Annotated in this window: 21 protein-coding genes; 15 read left to right on the top strand and 6 right to left on the bottom strand. The window is 66.4% G+C overall.

Translation table 11 applies throughout. The features are described 5' to 3' along the window. Nucleotides 1-70: 70 nt before the first annotated feature. The 12 genes from AC5RW2_RS23065 (at nt 71) to AC5RW2_RS23010 (ending at nt 11,531) form a co-directional block, all read left to right on the top strand. Complete coding sequence (locus AC5RW2_RS23065) at nt 71-787, top strand: HAD hydrolase-like protein (RefSeq protein WP_493961998.1); 717 nt, start codon at nt 71-73, stop codon at nt 785-787. Beyond that, the gene (locus AC5RW2_RS23060) at nt 784-1,449 is read left to right on the top strand and encodes a lysophospholipid acyltransferase family protein (RefSeq protein ID WP_493950400.1); all 666 of its coding nucleotides are present in this window, start codon (nt 784-786) and stop codon (nt 1,447-1,449) included. Before AC5RW2_RS23065 ends, AC5RW2_RS23060 begins: the two co-directional genes overlap by 4 nt. A gap of 38 nt (nt 1,450-1,487) precedes the next feature. Next, nucleotides 1,488-3,590 (top strand): excinuclease ABC subunit UvrC, encoded by a 2,103-nt coding sequence (uvrC, locus tag AC5RW2_RS23055; protein ID WP_493950401.1) that lies wholly within the window; start codon nt 1,488-1,490, stop codon nt 3,588-3,590. A gap of 52 nt (nt 3,591-3,642) precedes the next feature. Then, complete coding sequence (gene rapZ, locus AC5RW2_RS23050) at nt 3,643-4,542, top strand: RNase adapter RapZ (RefSeq protein ID WP_493950402.1); 900 nt, start codon at nt 3,643-3,645, stop codon at nt 4,540-4,542. Beyond that, on the top strand, nt 4,542-5,582 hold the full coding sequence (locus AC5RW2_RS23045; protein ID WP_493961999.1) for a gluconeogenesis factor YvcK family protein: 1,041 nt from the start codon (nt 4,542-4,544) through the stop codon (nt 5,580-5,582). Before rapZ ends, AC5RW2_RS23045 begins: the two co-directional genes overlap by 1 nt. Before the next feature lie 15 nt (nt 5,583-5,597). Next, the gene (gene whiA / locus AC5RW2_RS23040) at nt 5,598-6,578 is read left to right on the top strand and encodes a DNA-binding protein WhiA (RefSeq protein WP_136785264.1); all 981 of its coding nucleotides are present in this window, start codon (nt 5,598-5,600) and stop codon (nt 6,576-6,578) included. Nucleotides 6,579-6,721: 143 nt separating this feature from the next. Then, nucleotides 6,722-7,351, top strand: coding sequence for a superoxide dismutase (locus AC5RW2_RS23035; RefSeq protein WP_493962000.1), 630 nt, complete (start codon nt 6,722-6,724; stop codon nt 7,349-7,351). Nucleotides 7,352-7,437: 86 nt separating this feature from the next. Beyond that, nucleotides 7,438-8,448 (top strand): type I glyceraldehyde-3-phosphate dehydrogenase, encoded by a 1,011-nt coding sequence (gap, locus tag AC5RW2_RS23030; protein WP_493962001.1) that lies wholly within the window; start codon nt 7,438-7,440, stop codon nt 8,446-8,448. A gap of 35 nt (nt 8,449-8,483) precedes the next feature. After that, entirely contained in the window at nt 8,484-9,722 is a 1,239-nt protein-coding gene (locus AC5RW2_RS23025) for a phosphoglycerate kinase (protein ID WP_493962002.1), read from the top strand. A gap of 107 nt (nt 9,723-9,829) precedes the next feature. Continuing rightward, complete coding sequence (gene tpiA / locus AC5RW2_RS23020) at nt 9,830-10,645, top strand: triose-phosphate isomerase (protein ID WP_493962003.1); 816 nt, start codon at nt 9,830-9,832, stop codon at nt 10,643-10,645. A gap of 46 nt (nt 10,646-10,691) precedes the next feature. Then, on the top strand, nt 10,692-10,943 hold the full coding sequence (gene secG, locus AC5RW2_RS23015; RefSeq protein ID WP_493938941.1) for a preprotein translocase subunit SecG: 252 nt from the start codon (nt 10,692-10,694) through the stop codon (nt 10,941-10,943). A 165-nt stretch (nt 10,944-11,108) separates the two neighbouring features. Beyond that, complete coding sequence (locus tag AC5RW2_RS23010) at nt 11,109-11,531, top strand: RNA polymerase-binding protein RbpA (RefSeq protein WP_493962004.1); 423 nt, start codon at nt 11,109-11,111, stop codon at nt 11,529-11,531. An 85-nt stretch (nt 11,532-11,616) separates the two neighbouring features. Here the strand turns inward: AC5RW2_RS23010 and pgl are convergent, their stop codons facing one another. From pgl to tkt, 6 genes are read right to left on the bottom strand one after another with little or no spacing between them, the layout of a single operon-like run. Continuing rightward, nucleotides 11,617-12,408: a 6-phosphogluconolactonase gene (gene pgl / locus AC5RW2_RS23005; protein WP_493962005.1), complete on the bottom strand. Its 792-nt coding sequence runs from the start codon at nt 12,406-12,408 to the stop codon at nt 11,617-11,619. Then, a complete protein-coding gene (locus tag AC5RW2_RS23000) occupies nt 12,398-13,339 on the bottom strand; it encodes a glucose-6-phosphate dehydrogenase assembly protein OpcA (protein WP_493950410.1) in 942 nt (313 codons plus the stop codon). Before AC5RW2_RS23000 ends, pgl begins: the two co-directional genes overlap by 11 nt. Beyond that, a complete protein-coding gene (zwf, locus tag AC5RW2_RS22995) occupies nt 13,336-14,895 on the bottom strand; it encodes a glucose-6-phosphate dehydrogenase (RefSeq protein WP_493950411.1) in 1,560 nt (519 codons plus the stop codon). The genes AC5RW2_RS23000 and zwf overlap by 4 nt, the downstream gene beginning before the upstream one ends. A 2-nt stretch (nt 14,896-14,897) precedes the next feature. After that, nucleotides 14,898-16,508 (bottom strand): phosphoglucose isomerase-related protein, encoded by a 1,611-nt coding sequence (locus AC5RW2_RS22990; protein ID WP_493962006.1) that lies wholly within the window; start codon nt 16,506-16,508, stop codon nt 14,898-14,900. Beyond that, nucleotides 16,505-17,629 (bottom strand): transaldolase, encoded by a 1,125-nt coding sequence (tal, locus tag AC5RW2_RS22985; RefSeq protein WP_493962007.1) that lies wholly within the window; start codon nt 17,627-17,629, stop codon nt 16,505-16,507. Before tal ends, AC5RW2_RS22990 begins: the two co-directional genes overlap by 4 nt. A gap of 10 nt (nt 17,630-17,639) precedes the next feature. Further along, entirely contained in the window at nt 17,640-19,745 is a 2,106-nt protein-coding gene (tkt, locus tag AC5RW2_RS22980; protein WP_493962286.1) for a transketolase, read from the bottom strand. 370 nt (nt 19,746-20,115) lie between these two features. Between tkt and AC5RW2_RS22975 the strand changes: the two genes are divergently transcribed. From AC5RW2_RS22975 to AC5RW2_RS22965, 3 genes are all read left to right on the top strand, one after another. Then, the gene (locus AC5RW2_RS22975; protein WP_493950699.1) at nt 20,116-21,069 is read left to right on the top strand and encodes a heme o synthase; all 954 of its coding nucleotides are present in this window, start codon (nt 20,116-20,118) and stop codon (nt 21,067-21,069) included. A gap of 132 nt (nt 21,070-21,201) precedes the next feature. Further along, a complete protein-coding gene (locus AC5RW2_RS22970) occupies nt 21,202-22,140 on the top strand; it encodes a dihydrodipicolinate synthase family protein (protein ID WP_493962008.1) in 939 nt (312 codons plus the stop codon). Between the two features lie 404 nt (nt 22,141-22,544). Beyond that, nucleotides 22,545-23,295 (top strand): hypothetical protein (locus tag AC5RW2_RS22965; RefSeq protein ID WP_494074686.1); only part of this gene is annotated, 751 nt, incomplete at its 3' end.

Raw genomic sequence — 23,295 nt, 5'->3', positions numbered from 1 at the left:
CGACGGGATGACATATTCCGCCGCGGGAATGGGTTCCGGCCCATCCGCGGATCTGTGCGAAAATGCCCGGGTGACTCGATTGCCTGCGCTGGTCTTGTTCGACCTTGACGGAACCCTTGTTGATCCCGCGGGCGCTATCACCAGTGGGCTTGCCGGCGCCCTGCAGGCTTCCGGACTGCCGGTCCCCCCGGAGGAGACGCTGGCGACCTTGGTGGGGCCGCCGCTCGGCGACTCGTTGCGCGGCGCCGGCGTCCCGGAGCACCGGCTCGGCGAAGTGATCGCCCTGTACCGCGCGGGCTACCGTCGGCACGGGATGGCAGCAAGCCGCGCGTACCCGGGCATCGCCACACTGCTGGAACGGCTCCTGGCCGCCGGCATGAAGCTGGCAGTTGCCACGCAAAAGCCGACCGGCTTGGCTCGCGAACTTCTCCGTCTTAAGGGCTTGGATACCTTCTTCGAGGGCATCCACGGAGCCGAGGGCGACGATCCGGCTCCGAACGCCCCGGACCTAGGCAAGGTGCCCATCCTGCAGGCGGCGCTGGACGCTGCGGACGGGTTCGGCCCGGTGCTGATGATCGGCGACCGACTCTACGACATGGTTGCAGCACGCCATCTTGGCATTCCGGGCATTGGGGTGAGCTGGGGATTCGCTGCCGACGGCGAGCTGGAAGCCGCCGGTGCTTCCGCCGTCGTGCATTCCATGTCGGAACTCGAAGCCGCCATCGGACAGCTGGCTGTTGCGCAGCCGGAGACTGCCTCGGCCGGGGCAGCGGGGCCGGCCGCATGAAGACGTTCGAAGTGACCCGTGCGTCGTTCCGCGCTGCCCTGCGGGGCAGTTGCCGGCCGACCATCGAAGGCATCGACAACTTTCCCGACTCCGGCCCGGTCATTGTCGCGCCGAACCACCTGTCCTTTCTGGACAGCATCATCATCCAGGCCATGATGCCGCGGAAAGTCGCGTTCTTCGCCAAGGCCGAGTACTTCACCACGAGGGGGCCCCAAGGGGCCGCCATGCGCTGGTTTTTCAGCAGCGTCGGCTCGATTCCGGTGGAACGGGGCGAGCAAGCGGCCAGCGTGGCAGCACTGCAAAGCGCGGTGGACGTGCTGGGACGCAACGAGGCCTTTGGGATCTATCCTGAAGGAACACGGTCCCGTGACGGCAAGCTCTACCGCGGGCGAACCGGTGTGGGATGGCTGGCCCTGACCACCGGAGCGCCGGTGCTGCCGGTTGGGCTGCTCGGCACCGAGCAGCTTCAACCCGCCGGGAAGATGATGGTCAGGCCGAAACACTTCACCGTCCGGATCGGCAAACCGCTGTACTTCGAGCGGACCGGGCCGGGGCATTCACTCCCGGCGCGCCGTTCTGCGACGGACCAGATCATGGATGCGATCGCCGACCTGACTGGCCAGGACCGCTCGCACAGCTACAACAAGACGCCGTCGGAATGACCGGCCGGCACCTGAGATGACGAAGGGAGTGACCGACAATGGCTGATCCTGCCTCCTACCGTCCGCGGACGGGGGAGATCCCCACCAATCCCGGCGTCTACCGCTTCCGGGACGAGCACGGCCGCGTCATCTACGTGGGCAAGGCGAAGAACCTGCGGTCAAGGCTTAGCAACTACTTCGCCAGTCCCAAAAACCTGCTGCCCAAGACCTATGCCATGGTGCATACGGCGGCGTCAGTGGAGTGGACAATCGTGGGCAGCGAGCTGGAGGCCATCCAGCTCGAGTACACCTGGATCAAGGAATTCACGCCGCGCTTCAACATCATGTTCCGGGACGACAAGTCCTACCCCTACCTGGCCGTGACGATGGGGGAGAAGTTCCCGCGCGTCCAGGTAATGCGCGGGGAGCGGCGCAAGGGCGTGAAGTACTTTGGCCCGTACTATCCGGCCAAGGCGATCCGCGAGACCGTGGACACCCTGTTGCGGGTTTTCCCGGTGCGCAGCTGCAGCACCGGCGTGTTCAACCGCGCTCAGCGCACCGGCCGGCCCTGCCTGCTGGGCTACATCGACAAGTGCTCGGCGCCCTGTGTAGGCAGGATCTCGCCTGAGGACCATAAGGCGCTGGCAGCCGAGTTTTGTGCATTCATGGGCGGGGAAGCGGACCGGTTTATCCGGGCCCTGGAGAAAAAGATGGCAGCCGCGGTGGCGGAACTCGACTACGAGGCGGCGGCGCGGTACCGGGACGACATAGCCGCGCTGCGGCGCGTCTTCGAACGCAATGCCGTAGTGCTCAGCGAAGATACAGACGCCGATGTGTTCGCGCTTGCGCAGGACGAGCTGGAGGCGGCTGTCCAGGTGTTCCACGTGCGCGGCGGCCGGATCCGCGGCCAGCGGGGCTGGGTGGTGGAGAAGGTGGAGGACCAAAGCACTGCCGACTTGGCCGAGCACCTGCTGCAGCAGGTCTACGGCGACGCCGACGGGCCGGACAGGATCCCGCGCCAGGTGATGCTGCCGCAGGAGCCGGAGAACGCCGCCGAGCTGCAGGCCTGGCTGAGCACGCTGCGCGGCAGCAAGGTGCAGATCCACGTGCCGAAACGCGGCGACAAGGCCGCCTTGGTGGCCACCGTCCGGGAGAACGCCGAACAAGCCCTGGTGCTGCACAAGAGCCGGCGGGCCGGCGATATCACCACGCGCTCGGCGGGCTTGCAGCAGCTGCAGGAGGCGCTGGAACTTCCGGTCGCGCTGCTGCGGATCGAGTGCTACGACATCTCCCATGTCCAGGGCACCAACGTGGTGGCCTCCATGGTGGTGGTGGAAGACGGGCTGCCGAAGAAATCCGATTACCGCCGCTTTGCGATCACCGGCGACGCCGCCCGCGACGACACGTCGGCGATGTACGACGTCATCAGCCGGCGGTTCCGGAACTATCTGGTGGATCAGGGGCGGCTGGCCGCCCCCGGCGCAGCAGGCACAACCGAGACAGCCGGCGTCGAAGCCACAACTGACACAGCCGCCGCGGCCGCAGCAGAAGCATCCGACACAGCGGACACCGCCGCCGCAGAGCAGGCGGCGCAGCCTCCCATGGGAGGTGGGGACACCGCCGTCGTGCTCGAAGAGACCTTGACGCCGGCACCGAAGACCAAATTTGCCTACCCGCCGAATCTTGTAGTGGTCGACGGCGGGCCGCCGCAGGTCGCCGCGGCCTCCCGCGCGTTGGCTGACCTGGGCATCACCGATGTCTTTGTGGTGGGCCTGGCCAAGCGCCTGGAAGAGGTGTGGCTGCCCGACGACGATTTCCCGGTGATCCTGCCGCGCTCGTCCGAGGGGCTGTTCCTGCTGCAGCGTATCCGCGACGAGGCCCACCGCTTTGCGATCGCCTACCATCGGCAAAAGCGCGGTAAGGCCATGACTGTCTCCGTACTGGACGGCGTGCAGGGACTGGGCCCGGCCAAGCGGAAGGCTCTGCTGAAACATTTCGGCTCCGCCAAGAAACTGAAGGCAGCCAGTGTCGAGGAGCTGCAGCAGGTGCCGGGCATCGGTCCCGCGATGGCGGCGTCGCTGAAGCGGCAACTGGCGCCCGAAACCGCGGACGAAGCCGCGCCGGCCGTGAATATGGCGACCGGCGAAATCATTGAATCTTAGTTAGGCTAGAGCTGAAATCGAGGGGTGTGTGGTCGGGATGGATGGTTTGACGATGACGGTGGACGAGGATTTGACGCCGGAGAAACCGGTGGAATCCGAACTCCTGGTGGTCACGGGCATGTCTGGAGCCGGCCGTACCACGGCAGCCCACGCGCTGGAAGACCATGGCTGGTACGTGGTGGACAACCTGCCGCCGCAGATGCTCGGAACGCTGGCCGAACTGGTGTCGAGGATGCCGCAGTCACTGCCCAAGCTGGCCGTGGTGGTGGACGTGCGCAGCCAGAGTCTGTTCCGCGATATCCGCGAGGCGCTGCATGCCCTGGCCGCCAGCGGAGTCCACTATCGGGTGCTCTTCCTGGACGCCTCGGACGAGGTCCTGGTCCGGCGGTTCGAACAGGGACGGCGGCCGCACCCGTTGCAGGGCGACGGCCGCATTTCCGACGGCATCACCGCCGAACGTGAACTGCTGGGCAGCCTGAAGGATTCGTCCGACCTGGTGGTGGAAACCACCGACATGAACGTGCACGCCCTCGCCACGGCGATCACGGAGCTCTTTACCGACTCCGGTCCGATCGTGCTGCGCATGAACGTGATCAGCTTCGGTTTCAAGTACGGGTTGCCGGTGGACGCGAACTTTGTCGCCGACGTCCGCTTTATCCCGAACCCGCACTGGGTTCCTGCCCTGCGCCCTTTCACCGGGCTCGACGAGAAGGTCCGTGACTTCGTACTGGTGGATTCCGGTGCCCAAGAGTTCGTCAATCGCTACGTGGATGCGCTGGAGCCGGTGCTGGAGGGCTACCGCCGGGAGAACAAGCACTACGGAACCATCGCCGTCGGGTGTACCGGTGGCAAGCACCGGTCGGTCGCGGTCGCGGAGGAAATCGGCAAGCGGTTGGCCCAGCTGCCCAGCGTCAAGGTGACCGTCCAGCACCGGGACTTGGGGCGCGAATAGTGGCAATCCTCACCGGACCGTTGCCGCTGGTTCCGGTCCCGGGTACCTCCCGCAGCCGAGCGGGGGAGAGCGGGGCGCCGCCTTCCGTCGTCGCGTTGGGAGGCGGACACGGGCTGTCCGCCTCGCTGGGCGCGCTGCGCCTGCTCACCACCGAGCTGACCGCCATCGTCACGGTAGCGGACGACGGCGGATCCTCCGGCCGCTTGCGCGAGGAGTTCGGTGTCCTCCCGCCCGGAGATCTGCGGATGGCACTGGCCGCGCTGTGTGACGACACCGACTGGGGCCGGACCTGGCGCGACGTGATGCAGCACCGTTTCAAGTCCTCCCCGGGGTCCGAGAAGTCGCTGGACAACCATGCCCTGGGCAACTTGCTGATTGTCACGTTGTGGGAGCTGCTGGGGGATCCGGTGGCGGGCCTCAAGTGGGCCGGAGCCCTGCTGGGAGCACGCGGCGAAGTACTGCCGATGGCCACCGTACCGCTGACCATCGAGGGCGACGTGCTGGTGGAGGACGAGGACGGGCGTTTACGGACCGCGCTGATCTCCGGCCAGTCCCGGCTCGCCGCGGCCGGACGGAACAGCCACGTTAACGACGTTCGCCTGCTGCCCGACGACGCCCCGGCCTGCGTGGAGGCGCTCAACGCCGTGGAGTACGCCGACTGGGTGATCTTGGGTCCCGGGTCCTGGTACACCTCGGTTCTGCCGCACTTAATGCTGAAGGAGATGCGCGAGGCGCTGTGCAACACGCAGGCACGGCGATGCCTGACCATGAACCTCTCGGTGGATACCAAGGAAACATCAGGCATGACGGCGTCGGACCATCTGGCCGCGGTAAAGCGCTGCGCTCCCGGCATGCGCTTCGATGTGGTGCTGGCCGATCCGCGGGTGATCGAAAACCGCGGGCAGTTCGAGGAAGCCGCCGGAGAACTCGGTGCGCGCGTGGTCTTCGGTAGAGTAGGAAGCTCAGGCGGACGCCCCGTACACGATCCGTTGAGACTGGCGAGTGCCTACCACGACATTTTCGGGGACAGCAAGGATTAGGTAAGGACAAGGTGCATGGCGCTGACCGCAGCAGTCAAGGATGAGCTTGCTCGCCTCGACATCAAGAAGTCCCAGGTCCGAAAGGCGGAGGTCTCCGCAACGCTCCGTTTTGCCGGCGGACTTCACATCATTTCCGGCCGCATTGTGATTGAGGCCGAAGTTGATCTGGCTGCGACGGCCCGGCGTCTGCGTACCGCCATTTCGGAAGTGTACGGGCACAGCGGCGACATCATCGTGGTCTCCGGCGGCGCCCTGCGCCGCGGCAACCGCTACGTGGTGCGCGTGGTCCGGGACGGAGAGTCCCTTGCCCGGCAGACCGGCCTGCTGGACGGCCGCGGCCGGCCGGTCCGCGGGCTGCCGTCCGTGGTGGTCAACGGCTCGGCTGCCGACGCCGAGGCGGTCTGGCGCGGCGCTTTCCTGGCCCACGGATCGCTGACCGAGCCCGGCCGCTCGTCCGCGCTGGAAGTCACCTGCCCCGGTCCGGAAGCGGCGCTGGCGCTGGTCGGCGCGGCTCGCCGTTTGGGCATCGCCGCCAAGGCACGTGAGGTCAGGGGAGTGGACCGGGTGGTGATCCGCGACGGTGACAGCATCGCCGCGCTCTTGACCCGGATGGGCGCCCATGATGCGCTGATGGTGTGGGAAGAACGCCGGATGCGCAAGGAAGTGCGGGCCACCGCCAACCGGCTGGCCAATTTCGACGACGCCAACCTGCGGCGCTCGGCCCAGGCCGCGGTGGCAGCCGGGGCACGCGTCGAACGGGCACTGGAGATCCTCGGTGAAGATGTGCCCGAGCACCTGCGCTACGCCGGTGAACTGCGGGTGGCGCACAAGCAAGCTTCCCTGGACGAGCTCGGCCGCCTGGCGGACCCGGCTATGACTAAGGACGCCATCGCCGGCCGGATCCGCCGGCTGCTGGCCATGGCCGATAAGCGTGCGGCCGAGTTGCGGATTCCGGGCACCGAAGCCAATGTCACGCCGGAGATGCTGGACGACTAGACAGAGGATGGGCAGCGCGCCGTGTGACCCCGGCGGGACCGGTCAACGGAGACCGGTTTGAGAGCTACCGGGCGGAAACCTCCGTCCGGTTGGACAATCCGACCCAGCCGCGGACCGCGGGCGGGAGAAAAACGGAGGAAACCATGAGCACCTACGAACTGCCCGACCTCGACTATGATTACGCAGCCCTGCAGCCGCACATCTCGGCCCGGATCATGGAGTTGCACCACTCCAAGCACCACGCCACCTACGTGGCCGGCGCGAACACCGCGCTGGAGCAGCTGGCCGAGGCCCGTTCCAAGGGCGAATTCGGCAACGTGCCGAAGCTGTCCAAGGATCTGGCCTTCCACCTCGGCGGGCACACCAACCATTCGATTTTCTGGAAGAACCTCTCGCCGGAAGGCGGCGACAAGCCCACCGGCGAGTTGGCCTCGGCCATCGATGAGTACTTCGGTTCCTTCGACGCGTTCCGCGGCCACTTCGGCGCCGCAGCGCTGAGCCTGCAGGGCTCGGGCTGGGCCGTGCTGGCCTACGAGCCCCTGGGCGGCAACCTGGTTATCGAGCAGCTCTACGACCAGCAGGGCAACATCCCGGTGGGCACCATCCCGCTGCTGATGCTGGACATGTGGGAGCACGCCTTCTACCTGGACTACGTCAACGTCAAGGCCGACTACGTCAAGGCGTTCTGGAACATCGTCAACTGGGCCGACGTCGCCGCCCGCTTCGACGCAGCCCGCACCGGCGCTTCCGCGCTGATCACCCCGGCCAGCTAAGGCCGAACCCACAAGGCACCGATCCGGCGTTACACAGGGACACCACCACCCACCGGGTCACAATCTCCTCCAGGAGGTAGAAGCACATGACTACTCGAGTTGGTATCAACGGATTCGGCCGCATCGGCCGCAGCTACTTCCGCGCAGCTCTGGCTCAGAAGACGGAGCTGGAAATCGTGGCGATCAATGACTTGACCGATGCGGACACGCTCGCCCACCTGCTTAAATACGACAGCGTGCTGGGCATCCTGCCGGACACGGTGGAAGTAGATGCCGGCAACCTGATCGTCGGCGGCCGGAAGGTCCGCGTTCTGTCCGAGAAGGACCCGGCAGCCCTGCCCTGGGGCGATCTCGGCGTCGACATCGTGATCGAATCCACTGGGCGGTTCAACAAGGGCGGGGGCGCCCGCAAGCACATGGAGGCCGGCGCCAAGAAGGTCCTGGTCTCCGCGCCCGCCAAGGACGAGGACATCACCATCGTGATGGGCGTCAATGACAGCGAGTACGACGCCGATGCGCACCACCTGATTTCGAACGCCTCCTGCACCACCAACTGCCTGGCACCGCTGGCGAAGGTGCTGCACGAGACGTTCGGCATCGAACACGGGCTGATGACCACCATCCATGCCTACACCGCCGACCAGAACCTGCAGGACGGACCGCATCGCGATCTGCGGCGCGCCCGGGCAGCAGCTATCAACCTGGTGCCCACGTCAACCGGCGCCGCGAAGGCCATTGGCCGGGTACTCCCTGAGCTGCAGGGTAAGTTGGACGGCTTTGCGGTTCGGGTGCCGGTGCCCACCGGGTCGATGACGGACCTCACCGCCACCCTGTCCCGCGAAGCGACCGTGGAAGAGGTCAACGCGGCCTTCAAGCAGGCCGCCGCGGACCCGCACTGGGCCGGGATCCTCACCTATACCGAGGACCCAATCGTGTCGTCCGATATCGTCACAGACCCGGCGTCTTCGATCTTCGACTCGGGACTGACTAAGGTTATGGGTAACCAGGTGAAAGTTGTTGGCTGGTACGACAACGAATGGGGCTACTCCAACCGCCTGTTGGATTTGACCAACCTGATCGCATCAAAGCTGTCCTAGGCACGGCACCACCCGTCCTCCGCACGAAGGTAGAAATGACTGCACATTCTCTCGATGAACTGCTGGCCGCCGGAGTCCGTGGACGCCACGTATTGGTCCGGTCGGACCTAAACGTCCCGTTGGAGGGCGAATCGCCGGAGCTGAAGGTGTCCGACGACGGACGGATCCGGGCGTCGCTGCCGGTCATCACCAAGCTGGCGGAGGCCGGAGCACGGGTCGTCGTGACGGCACACCTCGGCCGCCCCAAGGGTGCGCCCGAGGAGAAGTTCTCGCTGCGCCCCGCGGTGGCCCGGCTGAAAGAGCTGGCGACCGTCACCGTCAAGTTCGCCGAGGACACCGTGGGTCCGGCAGCCCGGGATGCAGCTGCCGCACTGCAAGACGGCGAAGTGCTGGTGCTGGAGAACGTGCGCTTCGATCCGCGCGAAACCAGCAAGGACGACGCCGAACGCGAGGCCTTTGCGGCCGAACTGGCCGCCCTGACCGGTGATGATGGGGCCTACGTGGACGATGCTTTCGGTGCAGTGCACCGCAAACATGCGTCGGTCTACGACATCGCCCGTAAGCTCCCGGCCTACCAGGGCGATCTGGTGCGGACAGAGCTCCAGGTGCTGAACCGCCTCACCGAAGCCCCGCAACGGCCGTACGTGGTGGTGCTGGGCGGCTCCAAGGTCTCCGACAAACTGGCCGTGATCGAGAACCTGCTGGGCAAAGCCGACTACCTGCTGGTCGGCGGCGGCATGGTCTTCACCTTCCTCGCCGCCCAAGGACATCAGGTCGGCGCCAGCCTGCTGGAAAAGGATCAGTTGGACACCGTGCGTGGCTACCTCGCCCGTGCCAAGGAACTGGGCTGCACGTTCATCCTGCCGACCGACATCGTGGTGGCGGAGAAGTTCGCCGCCGACGCGGCCTGGGAAGTAGTGCCCGCGGACGGCATCGAATCGGCATCGTTCGGCGCCGAGGGCATTGGCTTGGACATCGGCCCGGAGTCGGCCGAAGCCTTCGCCCACCAAATCCATTCGGCAAATACGGTCTTCTGGAACGGGCCAATGGGCGTGTTTGAATTTGATGCCTTCGCCCATGGGACCCGCACCGTGGCCAAAGCGCTCACCGGAAGCGAAGGCTTTACCGTCGTCGGAGGCGGCGATTCCGCCGCTGCGGTGCGTACCCTCGGCTTCGACGACGACGCCTTCGGCCATATTTCAACCGGCGGCGGCGCCAGCCTCGAATACCTTGAAGGTAAGGAACTGCCCGGCCTGGCCGCACTCGACGGCTGACCCCGGCCGGGGCCGTCGCCGGCAACCGGCCTGGTTCCGGAATTTCCCAAGCCACAGCGCGGCCTGGCCACGCCAAACGACGCACAGCACCACAGATGGAGATCGCAGTGACCACTTCGACCAACGGCAAGTTCGACCGCAAACCGCTGATCGCCGGCAACTGGAAGATGAACATGGACCACGTCCAGGGCATCACGCTGCTGCAAAAATTGGCCTGGACACTCAGCGACGCCCGGCACGACTACAACCGGGTCGAGGTTGCCGTCTTCCCCCCGTTCACCGATTTGCGAGGCGTGCAGACGCTGGTCAACGGCGATGATCTGAAGCTCGTTTACGGCGCACAGGACCTCTCGCCGCATGACTCAGGCGCCTACACCGGGGACATTTCCGGACAGTTCCTGGCCAAGCTGGGCTGCAGGTATGTGCTCGTGGGCCATTCCGAACGACGAGAAATCCACGGCGAGGACGACGCCCTGCTGAATGCGAAGCTGAAGGCGGCCTACCGGCATAAGCTGACCCCCATTCTGTGCGTCGGCGAGGGCCTTGAGGTGCGCCAGGCAGGACACCACGTGGAGCACACGCTCAGCCAGTTGCGTGCAGACGTGGCCGGCCTCGACGCTGAACAAGCGGCAAGCCTGGTCATCGCCTACGAGCCGGTCTGGGCGATCGGCACCGGGGAGGTGGCCGGTCCTGAGGACGCGCAGGAGATGTGCGCAGCCATCCGCGCCGAGATGGCCGTCCTGTTCGACGAGGCCGTGGCAGCCGGCGTCCGCCTGCTCTACGGCGGATCCGTGAAGGCGGGTAATGCCGCCGCAATCCTGAACGAGCGCGATGTCGACGGCGTGTTGGTTGGCGGGGCCAGTCTGGACGCGGGCGAATTTGCTAATATTGTCAGGTTCGAACACCATCTGCTGACAAAGTGATGTCTGCCCGCCACTGGGATATCCCGACAGCTGACGAAAGGCCACTGTGGAAGCTCTGAAGATCACTCTGCAAATCCTGCTCGGCATCACCAGCCTGCTGCTGACCCTGCTTATCCTGCTCCACAAGGGGCGCGGTGGCGGCATGTCCGACATGTTCGGCGGTGGCATGACCACTAGCTTGGGATCGTCCGGCGTCGCAGAGCGGAACCTCAACCGGTTCACGGTGGTTCTGGGACTGGTCTGGGGCGCGGTCATCGTGGCTCTCGGCCTGATGATGCGTTTCAGCGCCGAATCCTAAGCGCGGAATCCTCACGAACTCTTCGCCGGGCCCGCCGCTTTCCGGCCCGGTTCCGGTCGGCCGGAATTCCGAGAGACTTTGCCCTTACCCCTTAACCCTGCGCTGTTCCCACCGTAGACTGGTGCCCGATGCAGGGGGCATCCATTGTGGTAATCGGGGGCAAACATGGTTGATCCGTCTAATTCCTTCCGGGCCGTCCGGGTCGGTTCCGAAACCGGCGCCGGGCTTGCCGGTTGGCAGGCCGTTACCGGCCGGACGGTAGTCCCGGTCACCAAAGTCCCGGTCACCTACTGGTGCCCGAAGGGACACCAGACCACACCGGTCTTCGCCAATCTCGGCGAAGCCGACATCCCGCCGCTGTGGGATTGCCCGCACTGCGGCCAAACGGCCGCCAGGGAGCCCGGCGGCGGCGGTGCCGAAGTCCGCAGCAGCGAGGAGCCCTACAAGAGCCATTTGGAGTACGCCAAGGAACGGCGCAGCCCGGATGAGGCCGAGGCCGTGGTGGAACAGGCGCTGGAAAAGTTGCGCCGGCGACGGCGGGAAGCGCTTCGGCGGGCCGAGTCAGCCCGCCGGCGCCAGAGCGACTAGGGACAGCACAAGCGGCCGCCTCCGGCCGTCTTCGACCCGCAGATCCACCGTCGATGGCTGCGCCGGGTAAAGGAGAATCAGGCTTCTAATCGTCGCCGTTCTCGTCCGGCGAGAGCAGGGCCTCCGGCAGCTTGGATGCCGCGTCCTGATCCAGCAGCCAGACGGTGCGCTTTCGTCCGCGTGCGCCGGCTGCGGGTACCTGCACCGGGCTGGCACCGGCCAACGCCAGTCCTACCGCGCCGGCCTTGTCGCTGCCGCCCACTACCAGCCACACCTCGTCTGCGGAATTGATCGTGGGGAGCGTGAGGGTCACGCGCTCCGGCGGCGGTTTCGGCGCATCGGTTTCACCGACTGCGGAGCGGTCTTCGGTACGGATACCGGCCATTTCGGGAAACAGCGAGGCAATGTGGGCGTCAGGGCCGACGCCGAGCAGCAGCACATCGAACTTCGGTACCGGGCCGCTGGTGCCCTCGCCAGCCGCAGCCTGTCGGAGGGCCGCGGAATAGGCGACGGCGGCCGCCTCCGGGTCGGCGTATTCGCCAACGGCGCCGAAGGGGTGCACTCGGGCTGGGTCCAGGGGGAGTCCGTCCAGCAGCGCTTCGCGCGCCTGCCGCTCGTTGCGGTCCGGGCTGTCCTTCGCGACGAAACGTTCGTCTCCCCACCAGACATTCACCTTCGACCACTCGAAACCGGCGGGAAGCTCAACCGCGGCGACCGCCTTGAGCGTGTTGATACCCAGGCTGCCGCCGGTGAGCACCACGGTGGCTTCGCCGCGTTCGGACTGGACGGCTGCCAGCCGTTCGACCAGCCTCGTGGCGGTCGCGGCCGCGAGGGCGGCCACGTCGGGATGGACGACGACGTGTGGTTCAGCGTTCACTGCGGCGCACGCTCCTCAAATTGGTCCGGGGCAACCCATGTATCAGCACTTCACCGAATACCTCATCCGGGTCGAGCCGGCGAAGCTCTTCGGCCAGGCACTCTTCCAGCGGCCGGCGCGGCAACGAAATCCGCTGGACCGGTTGGCCGGGCATCAGGAGTTCGGCCACACTGGGACCGGGACGCAGAATACGAATGTCGCCGGTCGTCCGCGAGATCTGAACTCCTCGGATGCCGGTGCCCGCGAGGTCTTCCACGATGGTCACCGGGGCGTTCAGGGCCAACGTCAGCCACGCCGCCAGCAAAACCGTGCTAGGGGAGTCGGACGCCCCCTCCACCGCAACGGACGTAACCGGGGCCGGCTCCAGTTGGTCCAGGACGGCGGCCAGCTGGATGCGCCATCTGGTCAGCCGCGTCCAGGCCAGATCCGTATCGCCGGCGGTGTAGGTGTCGCGCAGGCTGAACAGCGCCTGCTGCGGGTCGGACTCATTGCCGGAATCCGTGATGCGGCGGTGGGCAATCCGGCCGACCGACGTGCGCGAAGCATCCTTCGGCATGCCGTGCGGCCACCAGGCCACGATCGGGGCATCCGGCAGCAGCAGGGCGGCGACCAGGGACTCACTTTCGGACGCTAGCTGGCCGTAACCGTACAGCACGATGACCTCGGCTGCCCCGGCGTCGCCGCCGACCCGGATTTGGGCATCGAGGCGGGTCTTGGCCTGCGTTCCCGCATCCACCAGCACAATGATCCGGCAGGGATGTTCACGGCTGGCGGCATTGGCAGCGGAAATGGCCTCCTCCTCATGACCCAACGAGGTCACGACCACCAGGGTGAGCACCCGTCCCAGCGCCACGACGCCGCCCTGCTCGCGCATGGCCACAATTTCCTTCGAGACCTTGGACGTGGTGGTGTCTTTGAGGTCTTTGATCATGGCCTTCTCCAAGTGCGTCCGTCGCGGGCCAGCAGTTCATCGGCCGACGCCGGTCCCCAGCTGCCGGGGGAGTACGGCTCCGGCCTGGTCCGGCTTTCCGCCCAGTGTTCCTCAAACGGGTCCAGGATCTTCCAAGAGAGCTCAACTTCCTGGTGCCGCGGGAACAGCGGCGGCTCGCCGAGCAGCACGTCCAGGATGAGCCGCTCGTAGGCCTCGGGGCTCGACTCGGTGAACGCATGCCCGTAGCCAAAGTCCATCGTGACGTCGCGGACTTCCATTTGGGTGCCGGGTACCTTGGAGCCGAAGCGAATGGTGACCCCTTCGTCCGGCTGGACGCGGATCACCACCGCATTTTGGCCGAAATCGTCCTCAGTGTGGTTCGGGAACAGCAGATTCGGGGCCCGCTTGAAGACGACGGCGATCTCTGTCACCCGGCGGCCCAACCGTTTGCCGGCCCGCAGGTAGAAGGGAACACCGGTCCAGCGCCTGGTGTGGATGTCCAGCCGCAGCGCCGCATAGGTCTCGGTGACCGAATCGGGATTAAAGCCTTCTTCCTCCAGATAGCCAATGACCTTTTCACCGCCCTGCCAGCCGCCGGTGTACTGCCCCCGGGCCGAATGGGCCGAGAGATCCTCGGGAAGCTTGACGGCGGCCAGCACCTTTTCCTTCTCCGCCCGCAGGTCCTCCGCGTTAAAGGAGATCGGTTCCTCCATCGCGGTCAAAGCCAACAGCTGGAGCAGGTGGTTCTGGATGACGTCGCGAGCCGCGCCGACGCCGTCGTAGTAGCCCGCACGGCCGCCAATGCCGATGTCTTCGGCCATGGTGATTTGCACATGATCCACATAGTTGGCGTTCCAGAGCGGTTCAAACAACTGGTTGGCAAAGCGAAGGGCCAGCAGATTCTGGACGGTCTCCTTGCCCAGGTAGTGGTCGATCCGGAATACCGCGTCCGCCGGGAAAACCGATTCAACGATGTTGTTCAGCTCACGTGCGGACTGTAGGTCATGGCCGAAGGGCTTTTCGATGACCACCCGACGCCAGGGCATGCCGGGTGCATCTTCGGTGGCCTGGGCGAGGCCGTGCGAGGAGAGCATCTGGCACACCTGCTCGAACGCCTTGGGCGGGATCGAGAGGTAGAAAGCGTGGTTCCCCTGGGTCCCGCGCTGTTCATCGAGCTCCTTCAACGTGGCGCCCAACTGCTCGAAGGCGTCGACGTCGTCGAAAGCTCCTTCGACAAACCGGATGCCGGCAGCCAGATGCGTCCAGATGTCCTCGCGGAACGGGGTCCGGGCGTGCTGCTGCACGGATTCCTTGACCTGGGCCGCGAATTCGGCGTCGTCCCATGGCCGGCGGGCAAAGCCGACCAGCGCGAAGCTGGGCGGCAGCAGTCCGCGGTTGGCCAGATCGTAAACGGCCGGCATCAGCTTCTTGCGCGCAAGGTCTCCGGTCACGCCGAACAGGACCAGGGAACAAGGGCCGGCAATGCGGTCAAGCCGCCGGTCGCGGGGGTCCCGCAGCGGGTTGGCCGGACGGCGGGGTGGAGTGGAAGGGGCCATTACTACTTTCCGGCGAGTCGGGATACGGCGTCGATCACCTGGCGCAGGCCCGCTGCTCGGTCAGCCAAGTGAAGGCGCAGCACCGGCCGGCCAGCCTCGCGCAGGACGTTGGCGTCGCCGGCTGCCTGGGCTTCAATCAGTTCGCCGAAGCTGAACGCGCGGCCCGGGATGGGGATGTCCGCGGCGGCTTCGCCGGTTAGCTGCAGGTAGACCCCGGTGGCCGGTCCGCCCTTGTGGAACTGGCCGGTGGAGTGCAGGAAGCGCGGTCCCCAGCCGAACGTGGCGGGACGGCCGGTTGCCGCGGCCAACAGGGGGCGGATCCGTTCCAGCTCTGCCTGGCCGAAGCGGTCCAGGTAGGCCTGGACGCTGAGGTAGCCGTCCGGCCCAAGTTTGCCCAGCAGGTCCCGGAGCGCGTCGTCTAGCGAGCTGCCCATGCCCAGCCCGCTGCCGCGTACCTGGACCGCACCGTCGGTGAAGTCAGGAAGCATTGCCTCCGGACGCTCTTCCAGCAGTCCGCGCGCGGCGGCCTTGGCCGCTTCCACATCCGGCTGGTCGAAGGGGTTGATGCCCAGCAGGCGGCCGGCCACGGCCGTGGCGTACTCCCAGAGCAGCAGTTGGCTGCCCAGGCTGCCGCCCACCGCAATTTCGTCAGCTCCGAGGGTCACCTCGTGATCGGGAGCGACCAACCGGACGACCAGCACATCGGCGGCTTTGGAGACCGTCTCGGGATCACCGGAGTTGACCACCACAGGCAGCAGACCGGTGCCGAGCTTGCCGGTGGACTCGGCGATCAGCTGTTCGGCCCAGTCACCGAAGCCGACAATCCCGGAGCCTTCGTCGACAATGGCGATTTTGCTGCGGAGCGGCTCAGTACCGGCCATCGCCGCACCCAGTGCCAGGGCCATGTTGTCGGCGGAGTCCTCGGAGAGTACTTCGGCTGCCTCTTCGGCGTCGTCAAGCAGTCTTTCGATGTCCACGCCAGCCAGCCCGGAAGGGACCAGGCCGAAAGCGGTCAGCGCGGAGTAACGCCCGCCAACGTCGGGATCGGCGTTGAACACCGCCCGGTAGCCGGCTTCGCGGGACGCCTGATCCAGCGGTGACCCGGGGTCGGTGACCACAATGATCCGCGAAGCGGCGTCCAGGCCCGCGTCGGCAAACGCCTGTTCGAAGACCCGGCGCTGCGAATCGGTTTCCAAGGTGGAACCGGATTTGGAGGCCACGATGATGGCGGTGTCCGCAAGCCGCTCCGCCAGGGCGGCACCTACCTGCTGCGGATCCGTGCTGTCGAGCACGGTCAGCTCCACACCGGCGGTATTGGCGATGACTTCGGGGGCCAGCGAGGATCCGCCCATACCGGCCAGCACGAACCGGGTCACGCCTTCGGCGGCAAGTTCCCTGCGGAGCTCCAGAATGCCCGCCACCAACGGGCGGGAGAGCGCGGCAGCATCCACCCAGCCGAGGCGGACTGCGGCCTCCGCTTCGGCCTCCGGGCCCCACAGGGTATTGTCCTGCGAGGCAATCCGGGACGCGACCCGGTCCTCGACCAAGGTGTCGATGTGCCGGCGGACAGCGGCCAGCGCAGCTCCCGATGCTTCGAAGGCCAGCGAGCTCATGCCTTCGATGCTCCCGGTGCCGAGTCCAGCGCGTTCTGGACGGTCTCGCGCAGTTGCTGCCAGCTGGTGACGAACTTCTCCAGGCCCTCCTCCTCGAGGAGTTCGACCACCTCGTTGTAGGAGATGCCAACCTTGGCGATTTGGTCCAGCACCTCGTTCGCTTCCTGGTAGTTGCCGGTGATCCGGTCGCCCTCGATCTTGCCGTGGTCGGCGACGGCTTCCAGCGTCTTCTCCGGCATGGTGTTGACCACGTTGTCAGCCACCAGTTCGGTGACGTACAGCGTATCCGGGTAGTCCGGGTTCTTCACGCCGGTGGAAGCCCACAAGGGCCGCTGCGGGCGGGCACCGGACGCGGCGAGAACCTGCCAGCGTTCGGTGGCGAACTGCTCTTCGTAGATCTGGTACGCCAGCTGGGCATTGGCCACACCGGCCTTGCCCTTCAGCGCGTTTGCTTCATCGGAGCCGATCGCGTCCAGGCGCTTATCGATCTCGCTGTCCACACGGGAAACAAAGAAGGAAGCCACCGAGTGGAGGCTGGCCAGGTCCTTGCCGTTCTCCTTGGCCTGCTCCAGCCCCAGCATGAAGGCGTTGATCACTTCGCGGTAGCGCTGCAGCGAGAAGATCAGCGTGACGTTGACGCTAATGCCGGCCGCCAGGGTCTCGGTGATGGCCTCGAGGCCTTCGGTGGTGGCGGGAATTTTGATGAACGCGTTGGTCCGGCCCACGGCCTTGTGCAGGTGCTTGGCCTCGGCGACGGTGCCCTGGGTGTCGCGGGCCAGCCGCGGGTCAACCTCGATCGACACCCGTCCGTCCACGCCGCCGGTGTCTTCCGCGAGCGGGGAGAACAGGTCACAGGCTTCGGCCACGTCGGACGTGGTGATGGCGAAGACCGCCGAGTCCACGTCCGCGCCATCGGCTGCCAACTGGTGTACCTGCGCCTCGTAGCTGCGGCCGTCCTGCAGGGCCGCTGCAAAGATGGAGGGGTTGGTCGTCACGCCCACCACGTTTTTTTCGTCGATCAGGGTCTTCAAGTCCCCGGAGGTGATCCGCTGGCGCGAAAGATCGTCGAGCCAGATGGAGACACCGGCATCGGAGAGTGCCTGGGTATTCGGGTTGGACATCGCGTCCTCCTTAGGAGTTGTTGATCTGTGCGAGCGAGTCACGGGCGGCCTCGACAACAGCCTCGGCCGTGATGCCGAATTCGCGGAACAGGGTTTTGTAGTCGGCGGAGGCACCGTAGTGCTCCAGGGACACGCTTCGGCCGGCGTCGCCGACCAAGCCCTCCCAGCACTGCGCGATGCCGGCTTCCACCGAGACCCGGGCCTTGACGCCGGCCGGAAGCACGGATTCGCGGTAGGCGGGGTCTTGGCGGGTGAACCACTCGAGGCACGGCACGGAAACCACGCGGGTGGCGATGCCGTCGGCCTGCAGCGTTTCGCGGGCCTGGACGGCCAGCTGGACTTCGGAGCCGGTGGCCAGCAGGATCACCTGCGGGGTGGCGTCCGTGCCGCCGGACTGGGCTTCAGCCAGGACGTAAGCGCCCTTGGCGACATTGTCAGCGGAGGCGAAGCCGGCTTCTCCGCGGTCGTAGACCGGCAGGTTCTGCCGGGTGAGCACAATGCCGGCCGGGTTGCTGTGGTTCTCCAGCATCGCCTTCCACGCCTGGGCCACTTCGTTGGCGTCGGCAGGGCGGACGACGTCGAGGCCCGGGATGGCGCGGAGGCTCGCCAGCTGCTCCACCGGCTGGTGGGTGGGTCCGTCTTCGCCGAGGCCGATGGAATCGTGCGTCCACACGTAGATGGAGGGAACGCCCATCAGTGCGCCCAGCCGGATGGCCGGACGCTGGTAGTCGCTGAAGATCAGGAAGGTCCCGGAGAACGCCCTGGTGTTGGAACTGAGCACAATGCCGTTGACGATGGACGCTGCCGCATGCTCGCGAATGCCGAAGTGCAGCACCCGGCCGTAGGGGCCGCCGGACCACATGTCGGTCTGCCGCGACTCGGGAATAAAGGACGGAGCGCCTTCGATCGTGGTGTTGTTCGATTCGGCCAAGTCGGCCGAGCCGCCCCACAGTTCCGGGAGTACCGGACCGATGGCGTTGAGCACCTTGCCGGAGGCAGCGCGGGTGGAGATGTCCTTGCCGGCGGGGAACTCGGGCAGCGCCTGCTCCCAGCCGTGCGGCAGCTCCGAAGCCTGCACACGGTCCAGCAGCGCGGCGTTCTCCGGGTTGGCTTCCCGCCACACCTGGTAACCGGCGTCCCAGTCCGCGCGGGCCTGCTTGCCGCGGGCGGCAACCTGCCGGGCGTGGTCCAGCACCTCCTGCTCCACCGCGAAGTGCTGCTCCGGATCGAAGCCGAGCAGCTCCTTGACGGCGGCGACTTCGTCGGCGCCCAACGCCGAGCCGTGGATCTTGCCGGTGTTCTGCTTCTTAGGAGCTGGCCATCCGATGATGGTGCGCAGCGAGATGATCGAGGGCCGGGACGTTTCGGCCTTCGCGGCCTTCAACGCCTCGAACAGGGCCGGAATGTCTTCGGCGTACTCGCCGGTTTCGGTCCAGTCCACGCGCTGGGTGTGCCAGCCATACGCTTCGTAGCGCTTGAGCACGTCCTCGGTGAAGGCGATGTCGGTGTCGTCTTCGATGGAAATCTTGTTGTCGTCGTAGAGCACCACCAGATTGCCCAGTTCCTGGTGGCCGGCCAGCGACGAGGCCTCCGAGGTGACGCCTTCTTGCAGGTCGCCGTCGGATGCGATCACCCACACCGTGTGGTCGAAGGGGCTCTCGCCGGCGGCCGCATCGGCGTCGTACATGCCGCGGGTGCGGCGCTGCGCATAGGCGAAGCCGACGGCGGAGGCGAGGCCCTGGCCCAGCGGGCCGGTGGTGATTTCAACACCCGGCGTGTGCTTGTACTCCGGGTGGCCCGGTGTCAGCGATCCCCACGTCCGCAGCGCCTTCAGATCGTCCAGTTCCAGGCCGTATCCGGAGAGGAACAGTTGGATGTACAGCGTCAGCGAGGTGTGGCCGGGGGAGAGGACAAAGCGGTCACGGCCCACCCAGTGCGGGTCCGTCGGGTCGTGCCGCATGAACTGCTGGAAGATCAAGTAGGCGGCCGGCGCCAGGCTCATGGCGGTGCCGGGGTGGCCGTTGCCGACCTTCTCCACGGCATCGGCGGCGAGCACCCGCACCGTGTCCACCGCCCGCTGGTCCAGCGATGTCCACGACAATTCCTGATCTTGCATATGCGGCACCGAGGGGCCCTTTCTGATCGACATAGCAGCACCGACGGTCCGGAAAAGGCGCCCGCAGCCGCGGACCCAGGTGGACTACGCCGTTCATACTGCCTTGAGCATTGTTGCGCCACGATCCCCGCGGATTGGCGCTCGATCCCCACTCTATCCGCTGAGCCTGCAATGCGCAGGAAGCTTTACGGTGCGCACAGTCACACAGCACCCATTGTTTTTGCCCCAACCGACGCGGCCACCGGCTGCGTCGGTTTCTACGACAGATAGAAGGAGTATGATGGAGGTGCACCTTGACCCGCCCCCAAGCGGCCGGGCGTTTTCGTGTGTCAGATGGACTCCAGCAGAACTGAGTGGTTTTTCCTTGAATATGCAGACCGTGCCGGACCAGGCGTTGGCCGTTCCGGCCAAGCCCGGCTTTTCGCGCAAGGCCAAAGCGTACATAGCGCTCACGAAGCCCCGTGTCATGGAACTTCTGCTGGTCACCACCCTGCCCACCATGATCTTCGCCCACGGCGGCTTCCCGGACCTCTGGTTGATGGCCGCCACGATGATCGGTGGCGCGCTGGCCGCGGGGTCCGCAGGGTCCTTCAACTGCTACATCGACCGGGACATGGACAAGCTCATGCACCGGACGGAGAACCGGCCTCTGGTCACCGGTGAACTCACCCCCCGTGAGGCTCTGGTGTTCTCCTGGGTGCTGGGCGTTGTAGCCGTCGCGTTGCTCTGGTTCGGTGCCAATCCGCTGGCCGGCATGCTCGGCGTCGGCGCGATCTTCTTCTACGTCGTCATCTACACCCTGATCCTCAAGCGCCGTACCTCGCAGAACATTGTCTGGGGCGGCGCCGCCGGATGCTTCCCGGTGCTGATCGCCTGGGCCGCAGTGACCAACACGCTGGCCTGGCCCGCCGTGATCCTGTTCATGGTGATCTTCCTGTGGACACCGCCGCACTACTGGCCGCTGTCCATGAAGTACAGCGACGATTACAACGCCGCGAACGTCCCGATGCTTGGCGCCATCGCCAGCGCCCGCCAGGTGTCCGTGCAGGTGGTCCTGTATGCCTGGGCCACGCTGGCCTGCTCGCTGCTGCTGGCCCCGGTCGGCGGCGCCGGCTGGGTTTACACCATCGTGGCGCTGCTGAGCGGTGGCTATTTCGTGTATGAATCGCACCGCCTGTACGCGCTGGCGAAGCGGGGTACCGAAACCCCGGCCGCCACGAACAAGAGCGCCATGCGCGTGTTCCACGGTTCCATCAGCTATCTGACGGTTCTGTTCCTGGCGCTGGCGGTTGACCCCTTCATCGGCGGCCCCGTCTTCGGCTAACCGCCGCCCCGGTTCGAGGACTGCTTTGGCTTCCTTCGACCAGCCACGCCCGTGCCCCGTTGCGCGCCGCTGTCGCACATCGCCAGCACTTGCTGTGTCCTGGCGGCGCCCGCGCTGACCTAAAATAGCGGCATGAATCCATTCCGCGGTCTCATTGCCTATCCGGTGACTCCTTTCCACGACGACGGCAGTGTCGATTTCGCGGAGTTGGGCCGTCACGTTTCCGCGGTGGCCGAGTCACCCGTCGACGCACTAACGGTGCTGGGCAGTTCCGGCAACTTTGCCTATTTGGACCGTGCGGAACGGCGAGATGTCGTCACAGCGGCAGTGGAAGCGGCGAAAACAGTGCGCCCCGGGCTGCCTGTGTGTGCGGGCGTGAGCGCCGTGGGCACCCGTGAACTCCTGCAAAACATCGACGACGCCGCGGCGGCGGGTGTCGATGGGTTGCTGGTTTCCACCGTCTCCTACTATCCGTTGACCGACGAGGAAGTCGCAGCCCAATGCGTTGCGGCCGCCCGGCAGTCGGCGCTCCCGGTGTGCCTGTATAGCAATCCGCGCACCACCCAGTTCAGCTTTAGCTTGGATTTGGTGGCAGAACTCGCAGTTGAACCGAACATCGTTGCAGTCAAGGAATCTGCGCCTGACGCGGGTGTATTCCGTACACGTTGTGAAGAACTTCGACGGCTGCTGCCCGCAGGGGCGACGGACTTCAGCCATGGCATGAGCGGCGATGCCTTGATTGCAGAAGCCGGATTCGCTGCGGACGCCTGGCACGGCGGCCCGATCGCCGTCCTGCCGGCGCACTACCGCCTGCTGCGCGATGCCCTGGAGGCCGGCGACGTGGAAGCAACAGAGGCAGCGCGCTCGGTGCTGGCACCGTTGATGGCCTACTTTGGGACGCTCAGGCCCCTCAGCAACCTGTACGGCTTGGCCAGGGCGGCTGGCATCGACGCCGGCGACCCGCGCCTGCCGCTGCAACCGCTGCCCGGCAGCAGCCGACGCGAACTCGCCCGACTGCTCGAAGGCATCGAGGCTTTCCGGCCGGCCGAACGGGCTTCGGCAGGGGAGTAACTGTGGCAGCGGGGCGGCGCACCAAGTCTTCCGCGCCACAGTTACGTTGTCGCCTGAACCTTCCCCGTCGTACTTTCGGCCGTCCCTAACCTTCGCGGCCCCGCTTCCAGCTGCCCAAATCAGCCCCGCCACGGTCCTGCTGCCCGAATCAGCCCCGCCACGGTCCTGCTGCCGCCGCGAATCTTCCCGGGCCACGGTCCTGCTGCCGCCGCGAATCTTCCCGGGCCACAGTCCTGCTGCCGCCACGAATCTTCCCGGGCCACAGTTTCGCTGCCGCCTCGATTCATCCTTGCCAGACTTCGGCCGACGAGATTCTTTCCGGCCACAACGCCCCAGCCATCCTCTAATCCCCACCCGTATTTTGTTGCCGCCAAATTGTCGTAGGTAGCTGGTTGAGTGGGGTCATGGAGGAGAACGCGGAGCGGGGACCGGTCTCCGGGCAGGGCCGGCGGTTGCCGTCGCAGGAGGAGCGTGAGGCGGCGATCGCGCTGATTCTGGCGCGGATGAAGCCGGCCCGGAAGGAGCCGGTGCCGGTTCCGGAGCGGTGGGCGGAGCCGGTGTTCGAGCCGGGCCCGGACCCGTACGCGGGGCTGGAGATCCCGCCGGCTCCGGAGGCGGAGCTCGATCAGGGGAACCGGGCGTACCGCCAGGACTTCGAGCCGCGGGATCTGGACGACGCCGTTGACCGGCCGCCGGGGGTGGGGCCGGTGCCGGCGGAGTTCGCGGATTTGCCGAACCTGCCCGAGGGGTGCTGGCTGCCGGAGGGTTTGTTCGATTCGAAAGCGAACGCGGACTATTACGCCGAACGCCTTCAAACACTGGTGGCGGGCGCGGAGCCGGCGGTGCTGCTGGCCACCCTGACCGGCTCCGAGACCCAGGGCCTGGGGTATCAGGAGACGGTGGAGCATCTGGCCGCGGTGCAGCGGGTGCGGTGCTGGCTGGACGGCCGGGAGGTGGCGCTGGAGGCGCGGCTGGGCCGGAGCGCGCTGGCGCAGCTGCCGCCGCCGGGGCCGGGCTGCACCACCTTGAAGCAGCGGCGGCTGCTGGCCGCCACCTCGGCGGCGGAGGAACTGGGCTGCCTGCTCGGCCTGCCCGAGCACCGGGCCCGCGCCAGAATGGACCAGGCCGCCGACCTGCACCGCTTGTTCCCCGCCA

The sequence above is a fragment of the Arthrobacter sp. B0316-1-20 genome (assembly GCF_059091865.1).
The sequence above is the reverse complement of the archived record's forward strand: the minus strand, read 5'-3'. Positions and strand labels throughout refer to the sequence as shown.